This window comes from Veillonella parvula (assembly GCF_902810435.1).
In the GTDB taxonomy this organism is placed as follows: Bacteria; Bacillota; Negativicutes; order Veillonellales; family Veillonellaceae; genus Veillonella.
Genome location: NZ_LR778174.1, coordinates 706,475 through 725,633 on the forward strand (window position 1 = coordinate 706,475; position 19,159 = coordinate 725,633).

Annotated in this window: 19 protein-coding genes; 18 read left to right on the plus strand and 1 reads right to left on the minus strand. The window is 37.3% G+C overall.

From position 1 onward, the window contains the following. Positions 1–282 precede the first annotated feature (282 nt). The gene (locus tag FNLLGLLA_RS03085) at positions 283–1,476 is read left to right on the plus strand and encodes an MFS transporter (protein WP_118091382.1); all 1,194 of its coding nucleotides are present in this window, start codon (positions 283–285) and stop codon (positions 1,474–1,476) included. Between the two features lie 136 nt (positions 1,477–1,612). Here the strand turns inward: FNLLGLLA_RS03085 and FNLLGLLA_RS03090 are convergent, their stop codons facing one another. Beyond that, the gene (locus FNLLGLLA_RS03090) at positions 1,613–2,599 is read right to left on the minus strand and encodes a GMP reductase (protein ID WP_021148399.1); all 987 of its coding nucleotides are present in this window, start codon (positions 2,597–2,599) and stop codon (positions 1,613–1,615) included. A 183-nt stretch (positions 2,600–2,782) separates the two neighbouring features. Here FNLLGLLA_RS03090 and thiT point away from each other — a divergent pair, with 183 nt between their 5' ends. From thiT to FNLLGLLA_RS03175, 17 genes are all read left to right on the plus strand, one after another. Continuing rightward, positions 2,783–3,313, plus strand: coding sequence for an energy-coupled thiamine transporter ThiT (gene thiT, locus FNLLGLLA_RS03095; protein WP_021148398.1), 531 nt, complete (start codon positions 2,783–2,785; stop codon positions 3,311–3,313). Continuing rightward, positions 3,306–4,430, plus strand: a complete 1,125-nt coding sequence (locus FNLLGLLA_RS03100; protein WP_156696992.1) for a molybdopterin-guanine dinucleotide biosynthesis protein MobB — start codon at positions 3,306–3,308, stop codon at positions 4,428–4,430. The genes thiT and FNLLGLLA_RS03100 overlap by 8 nt, the downstream gene beginning before the upstream one ends. After that, on the plus strand, positions 4,411–5,646 hold the full coding sequence (locus FNLLGLLA_RS03105) for a molybdopterin molybdotransferase MoeA (RefSeq protein ID WP_156696991.1): 1,236 nt from the start codon (positions 4,411–4,413) through the stop codon (positions 5,644–5,646). Before FNLLGLLA_RS03100 ends, FNLLGLLA_RS03105 begins: the two co-directional genes overlap by 20 nt. A 355-nt stretch (positions 5,647–6,001) precedes the next feature. After that, entirely contained in the window at positions 6,002–6,337 is a 336-nt protein-coding gene (locus FNLLGLLA_RS03110; RefSeq protein WP_008714361.1) for a cupin domain-containing protein, read from the plus strand. A 25-nt stretch (positions 6,338–6,362) separates the two neighbouring features. After that, positions 6,363–6,665 carry a DEAD/DEAH box helicase family protein gene (locus tag FNLLGLLA_RS03115; protein WP_287509688.1) on the plus strand — a complete coding sequence of 101 codons (303 nt, stop codon included), beginning with the start codon at positions 6,363–6,365 and terminating at the stop codon, positions 6,663–6,665. A 14-nt stretch (positions 6,666–6,679) separates the two neighbouring features. Beyond that, the gene (locus tag FNLLGLLA_RS03120; RefSeq protein ID WP_101928829.1) at positions 6,680–7,702 is read left to right on the plus strand and encodes an AraC family transcriptional regulator; all 1,023 of its coding nucleotides are present in this window, start codon (positions 6,680–6,682) and stop codon (positions 7,700–7,702) included. A 399-nt stretch (positions 7,703–8,101) separates the two neighbouring features. Beyond that, positions 8,102–8,368, plus strand: coding sequence for a SemiSWEET family transporter (locus tag FNLLGLLA_RS03125; RefSeq protein WP_004698672.1), 267 nt, complete (start codon positions 8,102–8,104; stop codon positions 8,366–8,368). Between the two features lie 192 nt (positions 8,369–8,560). After that, positions 8,561–9,589: an AraC family transcriptional regulator gene (locus FNLLGLLA_RS03130; protein WP_038150581.1), complete on the plus strand. Its 1,029-nt coding sequence runs from the start codon at positions 8,561–8,563 to the stop codon at positions 9,587–9,589. Positions 9,590–9,972: 383 nt separating this feature from the next. Beyond that, positions 9,973–10,875: a L(+)-tartrate dehydratase subunit alpha gene (ttdA, locus tag FNLLGLLA_RS03135; RefSeq protein ID WP_156696990.1), complete on the plus strand. Its 903-nt coding sequence runs from the start codon at positions 9,973–9,975 to the stop codon at positions 10,873–10,875. Beyond that, positions 10,875–11,486: a L(+)-tartrate dehydratase subunit beta gene (gene ttdB / locus FNLLGLLA_RS03140; RefSeq protein WP_174892252.1), complete on the plus strand. Its 612-nt coding sequence runs from the start codon at positions 10,875–10,877 to the stop codon at positions 11,484–11,486. The genes ttdA and ttdB overlap by 1 nt, the downstream gene beginning before the upstream one ends. A gap of 165 nt (positions 11,487–11,651) precedes the next feature. Beyond that, positions 11,652–12,926, plus strand: coding sequence for an SLC13 family permease (locus FNLLGLLA_RS03145; protein ID WP_077708600.1), 1,275 nt, complete (start codon positions 11,652–11,654; stop codon positions 12,924–12,926). Between the two features lie 396 nt (positions 12,927–13,322). After that, positions 13,323–14,993: a formate--tetrahydrofolate ligase gene (locus tag FNLLGLLA_RS03150; RefSeq protein ID WP_118091373.1), complete on the plus strand. Its 1,671-nt coding sequence runs from the start codon at positions 13,323–13,325 to the stop codon at positions 14,991–14,993. 29 nt (positions 14,994–15,022) lie between these two features. Further along, positions 15,023–15,640, plus strand: coding sequence for a cyclodeaminase/cyclohydrolase family protein (locus FNLLGLLA_RS03155; protein WP_156696988.1), 618 nt, complete (start codon positions 15,023–15,025; stop codon positions 15,638–15,640). 181 nt (positions 15,641–15,821) lie between these two features. Beyond that, entirely contained in the window at positions 15,822–17,150 is a 1,329-nt protein-coding gene (locus FNLLGLLA_RS03160; RefSeq protein ID WP_039965062.1) for a nucleobase:cation symporter-2 family protein, read from the plus strand. A gap of 214 nt (positions 17,151–17,364) precedes the next feature. Further along, entirely contained in the window at positions 17,365–17,805 is a 441-nt protein-coding gene (locus FNLLGLLA_RS03165; RefSeq protein WP_008601479.1) for an MOSC domain-containing protein, read from the plus strand. A 26-nt stretch (positions 17,806–17,831) separates the two neighbouring features. Further along, positions 17,832–18,797 (plus strand): GTP 3',8-cyclase MoaA, encoded by a 966-nt coding sequence (moaA, locus tag FNLLGLLA_RS03170; RefSeq protein WP_156696987.1) that lies wholly within the window; start codon positions 17,832–17,834, stop codon positions 18,795–18,797. A 1-nt stretch (position 18,798) separates the two neighbouring features. After that, the gene (locus FNLLGLLA_RS03175; protein WP_008601476.1) at positions 18,799–19,101 is read left to right on the plus strand and encodes a hypothetical protein; all 303 of its coding nucleotides are present in this window, start codon (positions 18,799–18,801) and stop codon (positions 19,099–19,101) included. Positions 19,102–19,159 lie beyond the last annotated feature (58 nt).

Genomic DNA, 19,159 nt, shown 5'->3' on the forward strand with positions numbered 1-19,159 from the left:
AATGTTGGAGTGCTATTATAATAATGTCGCTCCAACATTATTTTTTTATAAATCTTAAATTATAACGTGAGATTGAACATTATCCAAATCTACAATTAAGCTTTTTAATTTAATTTTAAATTTACAAAACCCTCTTTACATGTTTTGTAAAGAGGGTTATTATATTTCAAGATTAATACATATGTAATTAAAATGGTTTCCTGTAATGGCGCATATTTTAGCGCTTTGCGGATAAAAAGGACCTTTCTTCACCGGACGGTTCTAGAAGCCAGAAAGGATGTAATGAACGATAAAGTTTCTATTTCAACAGCAAATATTCGTGGTGCTTTTGGGGCATTTTTTATCCCTGGTATGTACACAGCTTTATGGGCTGGTTTTGTGCCATATTTAAAAGCAAAGCTTAGTATTGGTGAAGATGTATTAGGTTCCATGATTTTGTTGCTCGGTGTAGGTTCTTGTTTATCCATGGCTATAGCAGGTAAGCTTGTAGAAAGCTTTGGGTGTAAGAGAGTTGTTTTGTTAGCTAGCTTTATTGGTATGGTATCTCTTGCCATCGTTACTATGTGTCCTACTATTGCTACAACAACAGTAGCCCTGTTCTTTTTTGGTATTGGTGTAGGCCTTAGTGGTGCTTCTGCTAATTTACAAGCTATCCTAACAGAAAAGGTGAGCAAAAAACATTTAATGGGCGCCTATCACGGTGGCTGGAGCTTAGGTGGTTTTGCTGGTGCCGGTGTTTTGCTCGTGCTTTTAAAAATCTTATCGCTGCCTGTTAATCAAAGTATTTGGGGACTTCTCATCGTACTATTTATTGCGATGGTTGTAGTTAGCCAATTTATGTTGACCTTTGGTAGTGATCCAAATGCAAAGGTTACTAAAAAATCTAAAAGCCCATTGTCCTTTCATCCAATCGCTCTTATTTTTGGTTTATTGTCCTTTGTTTCTTACTTGGTAGAAGGTGCTGTAGGGGATTGGAGTGCATTATATTTATTTGAAGATAAAGGGATTGTTATCGAAGAGGCTGTCATGGGTGTAATGCTCTTTAATGGTACTATGTGTATAGGCCGTTTGCTTGGTAATAGATTAGGTAAACACTTAACATCAAAGCAAGTTGTTGTTGGTGGCTACTTACTTGGCTCTATTGCGATGGGGCTTATCGTGTTCTTGCCAGGTCATGCCTCCATGTATACTTACTTATTATTGGGTATTTCATTAGCTATGATAGTACCAAACCTATTCTCTGCAATGGGGGAACAAAATGTCATTCCTATGACACAAGCGGTCGCAACATCCACAATGCTCGGTTATATGGGTATTTTGATGGGACCTGCCTTAATTGGTTTCATTGCGCACGGTACAAGTCTTACAGTAGCATTTATCGTATTGACTATATTGCTTGTTGTAAGTGCAGGTATTGGTAAATACGCATACCATTTAATGAGTAAAGACTGTGGTCTTAGTGAAGAACAAATTTAATAGCCTATAATTAAGGAGCTACGATTTTCGTATCGTAGCTCCTTTTTCATATTTTTATATTTTATGTATTTCTCGCATTAAAAAGCCACAGGTCTAGAACCTGTGGCTTTTAGAACTATCATATATATTTATTAGATTAGCGATCGCCATTGAAGATAGAGTTTTTAACAAGTACATAGTCGACTTTGCGAATGGCTTGTAGAGTCGTACCGCCAGCGTAAGAGATAGCGGATTGTAAATCTTGTTCCATTTCAGTTAATGTATCGAAGATAGAACCTTTGGAGTCGATGAAGATTTTTTTACCTTCTACGTTTTTGCGTTCCCCTTTTTGGAACTCAGAAGCAGAGCCAAAGTATTCTTTTACAGCTTTACCGTCAACGATTTTTTCTTCCCCTGGAGATTCTTCATGACCAGCAAATAGGGAGCCAATCATAACCATGGTAGCACCAAAGCGAATGGATTTTGCGATGTCGCCATGGTCACGAATACCGCCGTCAGCGATGATAGGTTTAGTAGCTGCTTTTGCGCACCAGCGAACAGCAGCCAATTGCCAGCCACCAGTACCAAAGCCGGTTTTCAATTTTGTGATACATACTTTACCAGGACCGATGCCTACTTTAGTCGCATCAGCACCAGCATTTTCTAGTTCACGAACTGCTTCTGGAGTGCCTACATTACCAGCGATAATGAAGGTTTCAGGTAAGTTCTTTTTTATGTATTGGATCATTTCGATGACCGCATTGGAATGACCATGTGCAATATCAATAGTGATATATTCTGGGGTTAAGTTTTCTTTCTTGAATTCATCAACTAAAGCAAATTCTTCAGCTTTTACGCCGATAGAAATAGAAGAATATAAGTTAAGGTCGTGCATGCGTTTTACAAAATCCATACGACGTTCTGGTTGGAAACGATGCATGATATAGAAATACCCTTCACGAGCTAATTTTTCAGCCAACTCTTCGTCGATGATAGTTTGCATATTAGCAGGTACCACTGGCAAGCGGAATGTGCGTTTACCTAATTTTACATGTGTATCACATTCGCTACGACTGGAGACAATACATTTGTTAGGAATCAATTGCACGTCTTCATAATCAAAGATGTTAGTTGTATTAATCATAGTTTCTATATCTCCTTCGAGTATTACATATTGAACCTGTACCATTATACAAGAGACTCATAAAATTTTCAATACGTTCCGAATATTTTGTTTGGTGTAAGGGATAAACTGTAGTACAATACAAGTAGATTGTATAAATAATATATTCATTTATAGATATATGGTAAAAGGAGGTTGATTAATGTGGAACAGTCTAAAATCCGTATGCTTACTGAAGCTGGCGTAGCAATTGCCATTGCTCAAGTGTTGTCATTTATTACGATTTTTCATATGCCACAGGGAGGCTCTATTAAGGCGGCAGCTTTGGTACCACTCATGATTTACGCATATCGTTGGGGCGGAACACGAGGTATCTTTGTAGGTGTTGTATATGGTATATTACACTTTATTTTAGGCTTTAAATCATCTGTTCATTATTTAAGTATTGTATTAGACTACTTGGTTGCTTACGGTGCTATTGGCGTTTGTGGTTACTTTAAAGATTCTCTTTCTGGACTTATCACTGGATCCATCGTAGGTATTGTATTGCGTTGGGGGGCATCTGTTACGAGCGGTGCTGTGGTCTTTGCTAGCTATGCTCCGCAAGGGCAGAATCCTTGGGTTTATTCCATGATTTATAATGCATCCTATATGGTACCAGATGGGCTTTTAAATATTGCAGTTTTACTATTCATCTACCAAGGTGTTAAACGAGGTTTACAACGTCGTGGATAAATTAGGTTTAATTATTTTGGCTGGAGGACTCAGCACTAGAATGGGGCAACCTAAGGCTTTGTTGTCTTGGATTAATGGTGAAAGTCTTATATCTCATGCCCTTCGTAAGGGCTTAGATGCAGATGTTCAAGATATTCTTATCTCCATTGGTGATGACGAGCAATTAGGACTTGCTATACAGACTCATATTATAGATACATTATCGAACGATGAGAAAAATAAGGTTTCTATTGTTCGTGATTCTGTTGGGCGATGCGGACCTTTAGGGGGGCTGTATAGCACTCTAGCGGTTGGTACTAGTTCTGCTTATGCAGTAATGGCAGTAGATATGCCATTCATGGAAATGGATTTGTATTATGATTGGCTCTATCAAGTAGAACATAATGATTGGAATGCCATTGTTCCTTATGGTGAAAGTGGTAAGGCTGAGCCGATGGCCGGTATTTATAGACCACATATTGCGTCTTTAATTCAATCTATTCTTGTTAGTGAAGATGTGTCTTTGCATCATGCTCTTGATGTTATTGGTCATGTTGAATCCATTGATGCTTGTGACTATAGCTGGGAATTAAGTAATATTAATCGCTTTGAAGATTATCAATGGGCACGAGCTTTAGCGGAAAATGAATTTCGTCGTGTACCTTTAATTAGTGTGGTCGCATCAAAACGTAAAACGGGTAAGACAACTGTTGTAACGCGTCTTGTGTCTGAGTTACAAAAAATCGGTTTATCCGTTGGTGTTGTCAAAAGCGATAAACATGGCTTTCAGATGGATTATGAGGGAACAGACACAGATCTTGCTTATAAAGCTGGGGCTGATGCGGTTGCTATTGCAGGGCCTACTGAAACAGCGATTCGCATACGTACAAAAGAACAATCAAACCTGTATGAAATATCACAGTTTATGCCCGTAGATATAGTTATACTAGAATCACGGTCTCAAGGGATTGCCCCTATTATAGAGGTTACCCAAGAGGGACATACGGAAGAGCTTATCTCGGATTCCATGGACCGAGTGGCGACGATAGAAATTGGTAAGTTAGATCAAGACGTACCTGAATTGGTACGTCACATACAGGAAATGATGAGGAGTTTAAATGGCCGTCGTTACTGTTGAGAAGGCGCTCCAATTGTGGGATGAAGCCTTACAAACGCAAGTTCATAAAGTTGAAACAATAGATGTTAAGGCTGCGAAGGGGTACGTGTTAGCAGAGGACATTATTGCACCCACAGACGTACCTGCATTCCCAAAATCTGCTATGGATGGTTATGCCATCGCCTACGAAGAAGGTCGTAATGAATATATCGTTGACGGTATCATTGGTGCTGGTGTTGTATGGGAACATCCCGTAGACGTTGGTCATGCGGTGCGTATTATGACTGGTGCACCGGTACCAGATACATGTGATACTGTCATCATGCAAGAACAAGTGGTTGGCACTGGTGAACCACAAACTACAATTACGATTCAAGGCAAATATCATTGTGGTGATCATATTATTCCACAAGGTGAGGAGTGTGTTGCCGGCACCATTGTGATCCCACGTGGTACAGAGGTAACATTTACAGTACAAACCATTTTGACGGGGCTAGGTATGACGGAAATATCTGTTAATGCCATGCCTCGTGTATTAGTTCTTACCTCTGGCCATGAGGTTATTGAACCTGGTGAAAGTTTAACACCTGGTAAAATCTACAACTCTAATCGAGCTATGATCTGTGGGCTCTTGGAGGATTTAGGTTTTCATAAGATAACACATTATCATGTAAGTGATGCTCCGGAGGAGTTAGACTCTGAAATCAACCATGTGTTGAAGCTTAGTGAAGAAGCAGATGTTATTATCAGTTCTGGTGGTGTGTCGGTAGGCCTTTTCGATACGATGCCTCTTATTTATGAAAAACTAGGAGCAAAATCTATCTATGCCCGTATTCAAATGCGACCTGGTGCAGCATCTTATGGTGCGGTTACCCCAAAAGGTCAGATAATCTTTGGTTTGTCCGGTAATCCAGGGGCTGCCTTTAATGGATGGCATTTAATCGTAGCGCCTACCTTGAAGCGTTATAAAGGGTTGGCTAATTGGACGACTCCAGTGGTGGCTTGTGTAATGGATACAGAAATCTTCAAACGTAATGCTTTTGATCGTTATGTACAAGGGAAAGTCATATTTTGCGGTGGAGCGCCACGTTTTGTGGCTAATCGTCACTTTAATAGTAGTAGTATGTTAGGGCTATATACTGTGAATGCGTTGGCATGTATTCCACGAGGAACTCATGAAGTACATCCTGGTGATACATTTAATGTGTATCTGTTAGGCTTGCTGCCTGCAGTTTAGACCCTTTTGATTTTTAGATTCTTACTTTAAGGCGTTAGATTTTTTAGAGTTATAGAGTTTTTGAGTTATAGATACAAATATACTAGTTAAAAAACTATAATATTTATAGCTAATCATAATGTAAAAAGACGAGGTTTCTTAGGAGGCCTCGTCTTTGCGTTTATTCAAAACATTTCGTTTATCCAAAATAATTTTAATTTTGTTACCAAAGACACTGAAATTAAATCTCAATTAAATTATAATAAAATTAAGGGAAGGATATTTTTTTAGTTATATCAATTGGTTTTGATAAAATTGTTTTAATCTACTTTTTATTTACTTTTACTATTATATAGCTATATAAGGAGTGATTTCTATGAGTAAGACTTTCACAAAAAATATCCCAGTAAACGAAATTTTACATCTAGGTGAGCACCTAGAGTATAAAGAGGGTCAAGTGATTAGTATTACAATTGCTCAAAATGAGCGACTCAGCATTACACTATTTGCGCTGCCTAAGGGGGAAGAAATCTCTACGCATGTAACAGTAGGTGATGCGATTGTGCAAATCCTCGATGGTGAGGCGCACATCGTTGTTGGTGATGTGGAACATACTGTGAAAGCTGGTGAAACCTTGATTATGCCATCGGAAGTACCTCATAGCCTAGATGCAAGAGAAAGCTTTAAGATGCTGTTGACCGTAGTTAAATAAATATATCATAATAAATGCATCCCTTATATCAATAAGGGGTGCATTTTATATGTATTCTTTACAAGCCAGAGCTACACCTAAAGAGCATCACGATGAAATTGTGAAATCTTTGGTATCTAATATTAATGAATTAGAACAAAGTGGATTATTTGAAAGTATTCAAGTATATAAATGGAATTTAGTACAAGTGTATAATTCCAAACAATGTACCGAACCAGTTGGCACTATTGTAGAGAACGTGTTATTTGGTACTTGGACACAGGATGAAACTGATTTGTTAAATGTAGGTAAAGCACAAGAACTGGCGTTAAGAGCGAAATTACCTTAGGGAGCAAAAGTGTAATGGACTATTTTGACTATTCATATAAACATAAATATATAGAGTTTAGCAGTAACATATATAGGGTTAATACATATCATTACAACTGGCATGCAGAAACAGAGATTTTTATCTTGTTAAAAGGTAGTGTTGAGATGAGTTGCAATGGTGAGGTGTTTACGTTGAAACCTCTTGATGTCGTGATTATCTCTCCTCAAGTAGGGCATGCAACATTAGCCCTCGAAGAGGATGCTATAGCCTTTGTTATTCATGTAGGTAACGAGTTCTATCAACAGTATGATCCGGATTTTGGATCGTACCAATTTGTTTTGCGTTCAGATGATAGTACGCGTCATAACGAATTCTTTACAACCTTACGCCATCATGCTGCTATGACGATGTTGTTGATGACTAAAGGTGAAAGCCCAGTACATCGAATGTGGATAGAACATCATTACTTAGCTTTGGCCGGTGATGTATTTAGAGAGTTTGATCCGATTAAAAAGGTTCACGAAAATGCTAGACCTGGCGATATAAAACCAGCATCTTTTGATAAAATGATCGTCTATATTGATGAGCATTATGAACAGAAAATAGAGTTAGAAGATATTGCTAAAATTGGAGGCTATAATATTGCCTATACATCGCAGTTTTTTAAACGGCAAATGGGGATTTCATTTGTTGAGTATGTATTGAGGTTAAGAATCCGTGACGCTACTGTTCGCTTAGCTAGTACGGATGAGGCTGTCGCAAGAATTGCAAGTGATTGTGGATTTGCAGATGTGAAAGCCTTTAATGTGGCTTTTAAAAAACACTTTAATATGACCCCCACAGAATATCGTAAGCAAGTCAAAAGCATTGGGCGTAAAACCGTCTTACAAGATTGGAAAGAAATTATTTCTGTAGACAATCAAGATGTTCTTGATGTATTGCATTCATTCTTGTCGTATGAAGATGATTCCCGAGCTAAGAGCGAATTGGAATTTATGAGCAAAAAATTGGAATCTTTGAAAGAAAAGTTAGCAGATGTAGTAAAGGATTTATAAAGGTATTTTGTTATATCTCTATTGCAACTAGATTCTTATAGTAACTAATTCTTATAGTAGCTATATTCTTGTGATAAGAGTTTGGTAAGCAAATTATTTTGATAAATTTATGACACATATAGAAAGATTAGAATTGGGTAAATTTCTATATCAAGAAACCCTATAAAGTTATTGAAAAAGCACTACTGCTGATAAGTAGTGCTTTTTTATATGTATTTTCCGGGTGAATTTATATATTGTTATAGTCCCAAAATACAATAAATCGAGAGAAATCTATCTTTTTTTGTTGATTTTAATATAAAAATTACCTTTTAATTTGGATAGTTATATTCACTAAACTGAGTAGAATATATCTCATCAGGAGTAAAAAAATTAGTAAGTTATAATTTTGGAGGATATATGAATCAAGTAAAATTTATGGAAAACGTAGGTAAAGTTGCAACTGTTACTGCTGTAGCTATGTATGTATCTTATTTCCCACAAATCATGCATAACCTTGCACACCCAGGTACTGGTGATTGGATTCAACCACTTGTAGCTGCAATCAACTGTACATTATGGGTAGCGTATGGTTTGTTTAAAGAACATAGAGATATTCCAGTAGCATTAGCCAATGCACCAGGTATCTTCTTTGGTTTAGCAGCGGCTATTACAGCGGTTATGTAATTTTAAGAATAGATATATAATGCTATAGAAGCATAAAACTATAATTTATTAATATATAAAATAAGATTACTGTTGACCGTTATTAATTATATATATCATAATGAATGCATCCCTTTGATTAATAAGGGGTGCATTTTTTATGTAAATAATTGAGAGGTATTTATTTGATTTTATGAGGGGGGTTACGTTGTTATGGACTACTTTCACTATACCTATAAACACAATCATATAGATTTCAATAGTGATATATATAAGGTTAGTACATATCATTACAACTGGCACAGTGGCGTTGAAGTCTTGATCTTGTTAAAGGGCAGAATCGACATGAGTTGTAATAGTGAGGTTTTTACAATGGAACCTCTTGATACCATTATTATTTCCCCTCAAGTAGGTCATGCTACGTTGGCCTTAGAGGAGGATACAACAGCTCTTGTTATTCATGTAAGTAAGGAGTTTTTCCAATACTTTGATCCTAACTTCGGCATGTACCAATTTGTATTGCGCTCAGATAAAACTAATAGGGATAATGAATTCTTTACGTCCTTACGTTATCTTGCGGCACAAATGATGTTGTTAATGGTGAATAGTGAAAGTCCTGATCGTCAATTATGGTTGGAGAGTCACTTTTTAGCCATGACGAGTGATATATATCGTGAAATTGATGCGGTTAAGACTATCCCTATACATACAAAGCCTGCTGATATGACTGTAGCTACCTTTGATAAAATGATTGCCTATATTGATGAAAACTATAAGCAGAAGATAGAGTTAGAAGATATTGCTAAAATAGGCGGTTATAATGTGAACTATACATCTCAATTTTTTAAACGCCAATTAGGGGTTTCCTTTTTAGAGTATTTGTTACGGTTGAGATTACGAGAGGCTACAGTTCGTTTAGCTAACTCTGAAGATGGAGTAGCACATATTGCGAGTAGTTGTGGCTTTGCAGATATTAAAGCCTTTAATGTGGCCTTCAAGAAACATTTCCATACAACACCATCTGAATATAGAAAGCAAGCAAAAGAGATGGGGCGTAAGACAAAATTACATGATTGGAAGGAAATTATTTCTACTCAGGAAGAAGATATTATAGACATTTTACAAACTTACTTACCCTATCAAGATGTCTCTATCGATAAGAATAGATTAGATGAGGCTAATCAAAAGTTACAGGATGTTAGAGACCAACTTGAGATGGTTGTAAAAAGATTACAATCATAATTTTCATTCTTATAATAACTTGTAATTAGCTATAATTTCATGATTTTGAAAATTAAATTAGGTGGATATACAATTATTAGGTATAGGTGATTTTGTATATTTGTTAATCCTATTAAAATATATGGTGAAAGAGCACTACGTTCTGATGGTAGTGCTCTTTTTTTTATAATCATATAGGTGAAATTGTATATTTTTAATGGGTTAAAAGAAAATAATTAAGGAAATTTTGTATGTGTTTGACAGACTTTCACCAATAAAAATCAACTTGTAAATTGGATAGTTATATACTGAAAAAAGAGTAGAATAGAATCATCGAAAGGAGCTAAGGTTCCGAAACAGAAATAATCACGTCTTAAATATTGAAGTCTTTTTGGAGGTTTGCGATGAGTACGAAGGAACAACAAGTACAAGAAATGACTGATAAGATAGCTAATTTCATTTCTTATATGGCAAAGGTATTGCCTGATGATGTACAAGAAAAGATTCATGAATTAGCACAGGATGAAAAAAATCCTATGGCCAAATCTATTTATGAAACAATGCAACATAATATGGATTTAGCAGCTCAGCTTAATCGTCCTTCTTGTCAAGATACTGGTGTATTACAATTTTGGGTAAAGGTTGGATCTAATTATCCCTTACTAGGAGAATTAGAAGATATTCTAAGAGAAGCAACTTATAAGGCTACACAAGAGGCTCCATTACGATTGAACTGTGTAGAAACTTTTGATGAGTTTAATACTGGTAAAAATATTGGCCTCACTGCACCTTATATTCACTGGGATATCATTCCTGGTTGCGATGATGTAGAAATCTTCCCTTATATGGCTGGTGGCGGGTGTTCCTTGCCAGGGTCAGGTAAAACATTGATGCCAGGCGAAGGCTATGAAGGTGTTGCTAAGTTTGTTCTTGATTTGATGACAAGCTATGGATTGAATGCGTGTCCTCCACTATTGGTAGGTGTAGGGATTGCTACAACTATTGATACCGCTGCTGGATTATCTAAAAAAGCATTAATGCGCCCTGTATCTTCAAAAGCACCTAATGAAAAAGCGGCTTATATGGAACAATTGTTAGAAGATGGAATTAATAAGATTGGTATTGGGCCTCAAGGTATGGGTGGGGATAAAACTGTACTAGGTGTGAATATTGAACATGGTACACGTCATCCATCTGTTATTTCTTGTGCTGTTAGTGTAGGTTGTTGGAATCATCGCCGCGGCGATCTCGTATTTGACAAGGATGGTAATTGCATAGTTAAATCTCATAAAGGAGTGACATTATAATGGCTAAGAAAATATTAACTACACCAATTCAAAAATCTGATTTAGAAGGCATTAAGCCAGGTGATGTGATTTATTTGACTGGGCATATTACAACCTGTCGTGATATGGGGCATCGTCGTGTGGTAGAAGAAGGTAAAACGTTACCGGTTGATGTTAAAGATGGGGCTATACTTCATGCAGGTCCAATTATTCGTACTATAAGCGATAATGAATTTGAAGTTGTATCTGTAGGACCTACTACATCTATGAGGATGGAAAAATTCGAATATGAATTTGTTAAAAAGACAGGTGTACGTCTCATTGTAGGTAAAGGTGGCATGGGGCCTGAAACAGCACGTGCCTGCAAAGACTTTGGTGCACTACACTGTGTATTCCCTGCAGGTAATGCCGTACTTGCTGCTACAGAAGTCGAAAAAGTAGAATCTGCTAATTGGCGTGAATTAGGTATGTGTGAGACTTTGTGGACTTTTAAGGTTAAAGAATTTGGTCCGCTTATCGTATCCATTGATGCAGACGGTAATAACTACTTTGAAGAAAAGAAAATAGAATATAATAAGAAAAAAGATGAAATATTAGACGAAATATATAAACACGTAGGTTTCATCAAATAATAAGATAAGAATAGCGATTTCTTTATATTATGAATAACTTCATAACTTCATAACTTGTAAATATATCTATATGAGAAATAATTATTAATAATATTGTTTTGTGATTTACAGCGTATCTTCATATAGATATACTATAAGAGTATGACTACCATGAAAGGAATTCTCATGGATTATAGTATTGCTATTACACTGGGATTTCTTGTATTTGCAATCGTAATGTTTGCATTGGAGAAAATTCCATTGTCTATTACGGCTATGATTGTGGCCGTTGGATTACATCTTTCTGGTGTATTAACTGCAGCGGAAGCTTTTAAAGGTTTCGTTGACTCTAATGTTATTTTGTTTATTGCTATGTTTATTATCGGCGCTGCTTTCTTTGAAACAGGTGTAGCTGTTGATGTTGGTAACGTTGTTAATAAATTTGCTAAAAATGAAACTATCCTTATTATTGCTATTATGATGCTTACAGGTATTATGTCTGGCTTCTTATCTAATACAGGTACTGCAGCGGTTATGATTCCTGTTGTTATTGGTATTTGCAAAAAGGGTGGTTTTAACCAAACTAAATTCTTAATGCCAATCGTATTTGCCGCTGCTATGGGGGGGAATATTTCTATGATTGGCTCTCCTGGTAATATGATTGCAAATTCTAATTTGCAAGAAGCCGGCCTTGGATCCTTTAGTTTCTTTGCTTATGGTGAAGTAGGTTTACCTATGCTTATCGTAGGTACTTTATTCTATGCATTCATTGGTAAAAGATTCTTACCTGAGGTTCCAACGCGTGAACCTGATCCAAACTATCAAAAAAATGCTGATTTTAGTCATGTTCCAGTTTGGAAAAAATGGGTAGCTGGTTTGGTATTGGTGTTGACTATCGCTGCTATGATTTTTGAAAAACAAATTGGCGTATCCTTAGCGGTTAGTGCTTGGGTAGGTGCACTTGTTATCGTAGCGACAGGAGTTATTACCGAAAACGAAGCAGTTAAGTCTATTGATATGAAGACAATTCTACTATTTGTAGGTTCCTTAGCTCTTGGTACAGCAATGGTAAAATCTGGGGCAGGTGCATATATTGCAAATCTTATTGTTGATGCTTTGGGGGATACACCTAATCCATTGGCATTATTAGCGGTACTTTTCTTCCTATCTGTATTTATGACAAACTTTATGTCCAATACAGCAGATGTTGCATTATTAGCTCCAATTGGATTGTCTCTAGCATCTCAATTAGGTTTTGATCCTAAAGCGATTCTTGTTGCAATCGTAATTTCTAGCTCTCTTGCGTATGGCACACCTATAGGGATGCCTGCAAATACTATGGTATATAATGTAGCTGGTTATAGTTTTAAGGACTATGTGAAAGCCGGCGTACCGTTGATTGTAGTATCTGCAATTGTATCTTTAGTATTGTTACCGATTTTGTTCCCGTTTAACCCATAATTATATAAAGGTTAGTCATACAAGGGGCTGTAACAGGATGTGGTTGTACCACATTCTAGTTGTAGTCCCTTTATAATATAAAAAATACCAAGAAAATTAAGTTTGTAACATCCTAGGTTTTCTTGGTATTTTTTGTTTTTAGACGCACCTAGAGTTGTTTTGTTACAGCCCCTTATTTCTATACTATTTGGAGAAAATATTTTGGTAATAAGTTAATATAATATAGAGATAGGCAAGAATTGATTAGACATATGGTCTACTTTCATATATAATAGATTACTGTAGTTGCACAAATATACACCTACAGTAGACAGTTAATATTAAATATTGAATATTAGAGAGTAAGGTTATAGTTGTTATATAGTTTATAGATGGCCTTAGTGCCGAGGAGGCTTTATGTTAAGCGATATTGAGATTGCCCAACAGAATAGAATGGAAAAGATTCAGGTTATTGCCAATAAATGTGGGTTAACACCTGATGACATTGAACAATATGGTCATTATAAAGCTAAAATTTCTTTTGATGCTATTCGTCGTTTAGAATCTAAACCAGATGGCAAATTGGTGCTAGTCACAGCGATTACGCCAACACCAGCAGGGGAAGGTAAGTCTACAACGAGCATTGGTCTCGTACAAGGCTTACAAAAAATCGGTAAAAATGCAATTGCTACATTACGTGAGCCATCCTTAGGACCTGTTTTTGGGATTAAAGGTGGTGCAGCAGGTGGCGGTTATGCTCAAGTTGTACCTATGGATGACATCAATCTTCATTTTACAGGTGATATGCATGCTATTACAGCGGCTAACAATTTATTATCCGCTATGATCGATAACCATATCCATCAAGGTAATGAATTGCAAATCGATTTGCGTCAACTATCTTGGACACGTGTTCTAGATATGAATGATCGTGCTCTTCGCAATGTGACAGTTGCACTTGGTGGCAAAGTATGTGGATTCCCTCGGGAAGATCATTTTATGATTACCGTTGCTTCTGAAATCATGGCTATTCTTTGCTTAGCTAAGGATTTAGAAGATTTGAAAGAACGGTTTGGTCGCATCGTTATCGGTTGTAACTTAGCAGGTGATCCTGTTTATGTTCATCAACTTGGTTGCCAAGGGGCAATGGCGCTTCTCATGAAAGATGCTATCAAGCCAAATCTCGTACAAACATTGGAACATACACCAGCTATTGTTCACGGTGGTCCCTTTGCAAATATCGCTCATGGTTGTAACTCCATTGTAGCCACAAAACTAGGACTTAAGCTTGGTGATATCGTAGTTACGGAAGCGGGCTTTGGCGCTGACTTGGGTGCTGAAAAGTTCCTTGATATTAAATGCCGATACGGCGATATTTTCCCTGATGCAATCGTTATCGTAGCTACATTACGAGCTCTTAAAATGCATGGTGGTGTACCAAAACAAGAGTTGAATACAGAAAATGTTGAAGCCGTAACTAAAGGTTTCAGCAACTTACAAAAAGCAATTGAAAACATGCGTTATTTCAATGTGCCTGTATTAGTGGCAATCAATAAATTTGCTAGCGATACAGATGCAGAAATTGCTGAGTTGACTCGCCTATGTGATGAGTTTGGCGTGCCTGTAGAGCTTAATGAATGTTGGGAAAAGGGCGGCGAAGGCGGCACTGATATGGCAAAAAAAGTCGTAGAGTTACTTGAAGGTCCTAAGCCAACACCTAAATTCGTATATGATTTGGAAGATAGTTTAGAGGATAAAGTTAATAAAATCGTTAAAACTATTTATGGTGGCGATGGAGTTATCTTTACGGACAAAGCTAAAAAGCAAATTAAACAATTAGCAGATTGGGGACTGGATCGTTTGCCTGTATGTATGGCGAAAACGCAATATTCCTTATCTGATAATCCAGCATTATTAGGGGCTCCAACAGGATTCACTATTACTGTATCCGATATTCGCGTTGCCAATGGTGCAGGCTTTATCGTATGTCGTACAGGTGACGTAATGGTCATGCCGGGCCTTCCTAAACGTCCTGCTGCTCTTAATATGGATATCGAAGCAGACGGCACAATTAAAGGCTTGTTTTAATAGAAAGTGTTTTTACATGAGGCTATGTTATGAAATTAGTAGAACAACGAGTAATAGATTTTGTGGCTGCTACTGCATCGAAAGAGCCAACACCAGGTGGTGGTGCTATTGCGGCATTGACTGCCGCAACGGGGGCGGCTTTAGCAGAAATGGTGGCAAACCTTACATTTGGTAAAAAAGGTTATGAAGAGATTCAGGACGAAATGGAGGAGCTTCAAACTAAGGCAGAAGCGATTCGTAATCGTATGCTCGAATTATCTCAAGCTGATGCAGATGTATTTAATATCTTTATGAACGCCTTAGGATTGCCAAAGAATACAGATGAAGAAAAGGCTGCGCGTACAGCTGCTATTCAACAAGCTTACAAAGATGCGGCTATGGTACCTTTTGAAATTGGAGAATTAGCGAATCAAATATTTGATTTAGCAGAACTAGCCTCTCGTAAGGGTAATCAAAATCTTATTACAGATGGTATTATTGCTGCTATTAATGCTCGTGCTGCGGTGAAATCGGCCTTTTTGAATGTGCGTATTAATTTATCTGGCATTAAAGATGAAAGTTTTGTAGCAGAACTAATATCTAAGATGTATGCCATTGAAAAAGATCTTGATGATAAAGAGTCGGCTATCATAGGGTTATATAAATGATAAAACATTATAATATAAATCGAATAATATAACCGATCGAATTATAAAAGTTCGGGAAATAATAAAAAGAGATCCTGTTAGTATATATAAGTATAATAGGTTCTCTTTTTTCTATTGTTAAAATCCGAACGATAGTGTAAAATAAATGGGTAATATTTCGAGGTTTTATGTAGGAGACATTATGACAGAGCAGAACCCAATAAATACAGTCGACAGTATGTTGCCCATACCACAGCTCTTTGCCTTTGGTTTACAGCATGTACTTGCCATGTATGCTGGAGCTGTTGCGGTACCGATTATTGTGGCACAGGCGATGAATTTACCGGTAGAGGATTTGATTCGCCTTATTACAGCCGACTTGTTTACCTGTGGCATTGCGACCTTAATCCAAACATTAGGCTTTGGTAATATAGGTGGGCGTATCCCTATGATTCAAGGTGTTACCTTTGCATCTGTCGGACCTATGACTATGATTGGGGCACAGCATGGTATGACTGCCATTTACGGTGCCATTATTGTAGCAGGTCTATTTACTTTTATAGTAGCTCCATTCTTTAGCCGTCTAATTCGACTGTTTCCCCCTGTTGTAACGGGAACAATAATTACTCTTATTGGGATTAATTTGATGCCAGTTGCCATTAATTGGATGGGGGGCGGTGTAGGAAATCCAGAATTTGGAAGTTATACGAACATAGGACTTGGATTTCTTACGTTCTTAATTGTTGTCTTTGTATACAAGTTTGCTAAAGGTTTCTTAAGTAATCTTTCTGTATTAATAGGCTTGATCGTAGGCACAGCAATTGCCTTTGCAATGGGTGTTGCTAATTTTGATGAAGTTGGTCGATCTCAATGGGTTGCTTTCATTGAACCATTCTATTTTGGTTTGCCAACCTTTGACTGGGCTTCTGTATTATCTATGATTATCGTCATGCTCGTTGTCATGGTAGAGACGACAGGTGATAGTATTGCTATTGGTGAAATTGTGGATAAGCCAATAGGTCGAAAAGAATTGGCTTCTGTTATTCGTGCCGATGGTATTTCTACTTTAATAGGGGGAATTCTTAATAGTTTCCCATATACAGCCTTTGCTCAAAATGTAGGACTTATTGCGGTTACAGGTGTTAAAAGTCGCTTTGTAGTAGCTGCATCTGGAGTAATCTTAATTTTGTTAGGTTTATTCCCTAAATTAGCCGCTATTGTTGCTAGTATACCAAATGCAGTACTCGGTGGTGCTGGCATTGCTATGTTTGGCATGATTGTTGCCAGTGGTATCCGCTCTCTTGGCAAGGTTAGTTTTGATGGTAATCATAACTTGATGCTTGTGGCGATTAGTATTGGAGTGGCTATGATCCCTATTGCGGCGCCGAACTTTTATGCTAATTTCCCTGATTGGGCACAAATTATATTAAAATCTGGCATTACCTTTGGTAGTATTACGGCAATCTTGCTTAACTTATTACTCAATGGTGTTAATCATGGCGATGAAATTCAAGAAATGGGCCGTCGCTAAATAATACATACGAGAACTCTATTCCTATAGAATAGAGTTCTTTTTAGTGATTAAATTCACAGGGAAAATGTATGAATACTATGCTATAATATATAGATAATTGTAGAACTATTTTGTGATACTTTCATAAAATAGGAATACAGTCTGGATTTACAATTAAGTGTTTATAAAAAGTTATGTATATGGAATGTTCCCATAAGAAGGGAAGGGGCACGTGGCAGACGGAAAGATTATTGCTATCTCCATTAGTGAGAAAAAAGGGCAAAAAAAACATAATATTGAATCCGCCAATCTCATTGTAGATCATGGGATGGAGGGAGATGCTCATGCAGGAAATTGGCATCGTCAAATCAGCTTACTTGGTATCGCTAGTATTGAACATATGCGGGCGCAAGGTGCAGATGTTAAACCTGGTGATTTCGCTGAAAACATTACAGTAGAAGGTATGGTTCTTTATGAATTAGCTGTAGGGACTCACTTACAAGTAGGGGCTGATGTGATTCTTGAAATTACTCAAATTGGCAAGGAATGCCATCATGGTTGCGAAATCATGAAACAAGTTGGTTCTTGCATTATGCCTACACAAGGTATCTTTGGTAAGGTTCTTAAAAACGGTACGATTCGCGTAGGTGATGAAGTATCTATTATTAAATAATTTTGAGTTGGTAAACGAGGTGTATTATGAAAGACGCATGGGGCCGTACTATTGAATATGTACGTCTGTCGCTGACAGATGCGTGTAATTTTTGTTGTCCCTACTGCCGACCTGCAGAAATTACTCCTCAAAGTCAAACGCAACTATTGTCTGTTGATGAATGGATGACCATTTTAGGAGCTTTCCATCATATTGGTGTGAAGGCAGTACGCCTCACAGGTGGTGAGCCTTTGCTCTATCCACATATTGAAGAACTACTAGGTCGCATCAAAGAATCAGGTTGGTTTGAAGATATCTCTATGACTACCAATGGCAGTCTATTAGCTTCACGAGCGCAACGGTTAAAAAAATTTGGCTTGAATCGTGTGAATATTAGTTTGGACTCTCTTGAAACTGAAGCTTTTGCTGCTTGTGTTGGTAAAGCGGGACAGTTGGAGTCTGTTCTCGACGGTATACGTAGTGCTATTAATGCTAACTTTAAATCCGTTAAGATTAATACGGTTTTATCTCGTTATTGGTCCGATGATGAAGTTAAATCTTTATTACAATATGTTGAAAAATGGCCTGTTGTTTGGCGGTTTATTGAATACATGCCGTTCCAAGGTGATGCCTTTCATGGGCCTACCTTTGATGAATGGAAGGAACAATTAGAACGCGTTAGTGGCGGATCTCTCACAGAGGTTCATTCTGTTTATGGCTTTGGTCCAGCTACATATTTGGCACTGCCTAGTGGTAAGGCCGTGGGCTTTATTTTTTCTATGTCTCATAGCTATTGTGATACATGCAATCGTGTGCGCCTTACATCTGATGGTCAAATGCGATTGTGCTTGTTGCGAGATGATGAGGCTGACCTTGTATCGCTCGTGCGCAATGGTGCCTCAGAAGAGGCTTTAGCCAAGCATATCGAACGTGCTTTGCAACGAAAACAAGAACGACATGATGGTATAGGCATGGAGCAACCAGAACGACCAATGTGGCGAATCGGAGGGTAGTATGGGATTTTTTGATTTTTTAAAGCCTAGATCAAAGGAAAATATTGAATCATGCTGGCCTGGAGGCAAGATGCTTCAAGTCCATATAGAATACGATACACAAGAGTCTGTTTTTACCTATTTTGGTCGTTATGGGTTACAGTTTAGCGTTCCTAAGTCTAATTTAACGAATATTATTGTTAAAGAAGTAAGCCGCACTCATAGTGTGCTTCAACTATATAGTGGTGAAAACTGCGTAGGGACTAGTGATTTACTCCCTACTGAGGCCTGTAATATTATGAAGGATTGGGTATTACAATATTAATAATATGAATGTTGATATTTTATAGGAGTGTAATAAATTTTCTTTACATTCCTATAAA

Coding starts and splice junctions, on each gene's coding strand:
- FNLLGLLA_RS03110 (WP_008714361.1), top strand. CDS start 6,002: ATGAGTAAGACTTTCACAAAAAATATCCCAGTAAACGAAATTTTACAT.
- ttdB (WP_174892252.1), top strand. CDS start 10,875: ATGGCTAAGAAAATATTAACTACACCAATTCAAAAATCTGATTTAGAA.
- moaA (WP_156696987.1), top strand. CDS start 17,832: ATGAAAGACGCATGGGGCCGTACTATTGAATATGTACGTCTGTCGCTG.
- FNLLGLLA_RS03150 (WP_118091373.1), top strand. CDS start 13,323: ATGTTAAGCGATATTGAGATTGCCCAACAGAATAGAATGGAAAAGATT.
- FNLLGLLA_RS03090 (WP_021148399.1), bottom strand. CDS start 2,599: ATGATTAATACAACTAACATCTTTGATTATGAAGACGTGCAATTGATT.
- FNLLGLLA_RS03175 (WP_008601476.1), top strand. CDS start 18,799: ATGGGATTTTTTGATTTTTTAAAGCCTAGATCAAAGGAAAATATTGAA.
- FNLLGLLA_RS03120 (WP_101928829.1), top strand. CDS start 6,680: ATGGACTATTTTGACTATTCATATAAACATAAATATATAGAGTTTAGC.
- ttdA (WP_156696990.1), top strand. CDS start 9,973: ATGAGTACGAAGGAACAACAAGTACAAGAAATGACTGATAAGATAGCT.
- FNLLGLLA_RS03160 (WP_039965062.1), top strand. CDS start 15,822: ATGACAGAGCAGAACCCAATAAATACAGTCGACAGTATGTTGCCCATA.
- FNLLGLLA_RS03125 (WP_004698672.1), top strand. CDS start 8,102: ATGAATCAAGTAAAATTTATGGAAAACGTAGGTAAAGTTGCAACTGTT.
- FNLLGLLA_RS03155 (WP_156696988.1), top strand. CDS start 15,023: ATGAAATTAGTAGAACAACGAGTAATAGATTTTGTGGCTGCTACTGCA.
- FNLLGLLA_RS03145 (WP_077708600.1), top strand. CDS start 11,652: ATGGATTATAGTATTGCTATTACACTGGGATTTCTTGTATTTGCAATC.
- FNLLGLLA_RS03105 (WP_156696991.1), top strand. CDS start 4,411: ATGGCCGTCGTTACTGTTGAGAAGGCGCTCCAATTGTGGGATGAAGCC.
- FNLLGLLA_RS03085 (WP_118091382.1), top strand. CDS start 283: ATGAACGATAAAGTTTCTATTTCAACAGCAAATATTCGTGGTGCTTTT.
- FNLLGLLA_RS03130 (WP_038150581.1), top strand. CDS start 8,561: ATGGACTACTTTCACTATACCTATAAACACAATCATATAGATTTCAAT.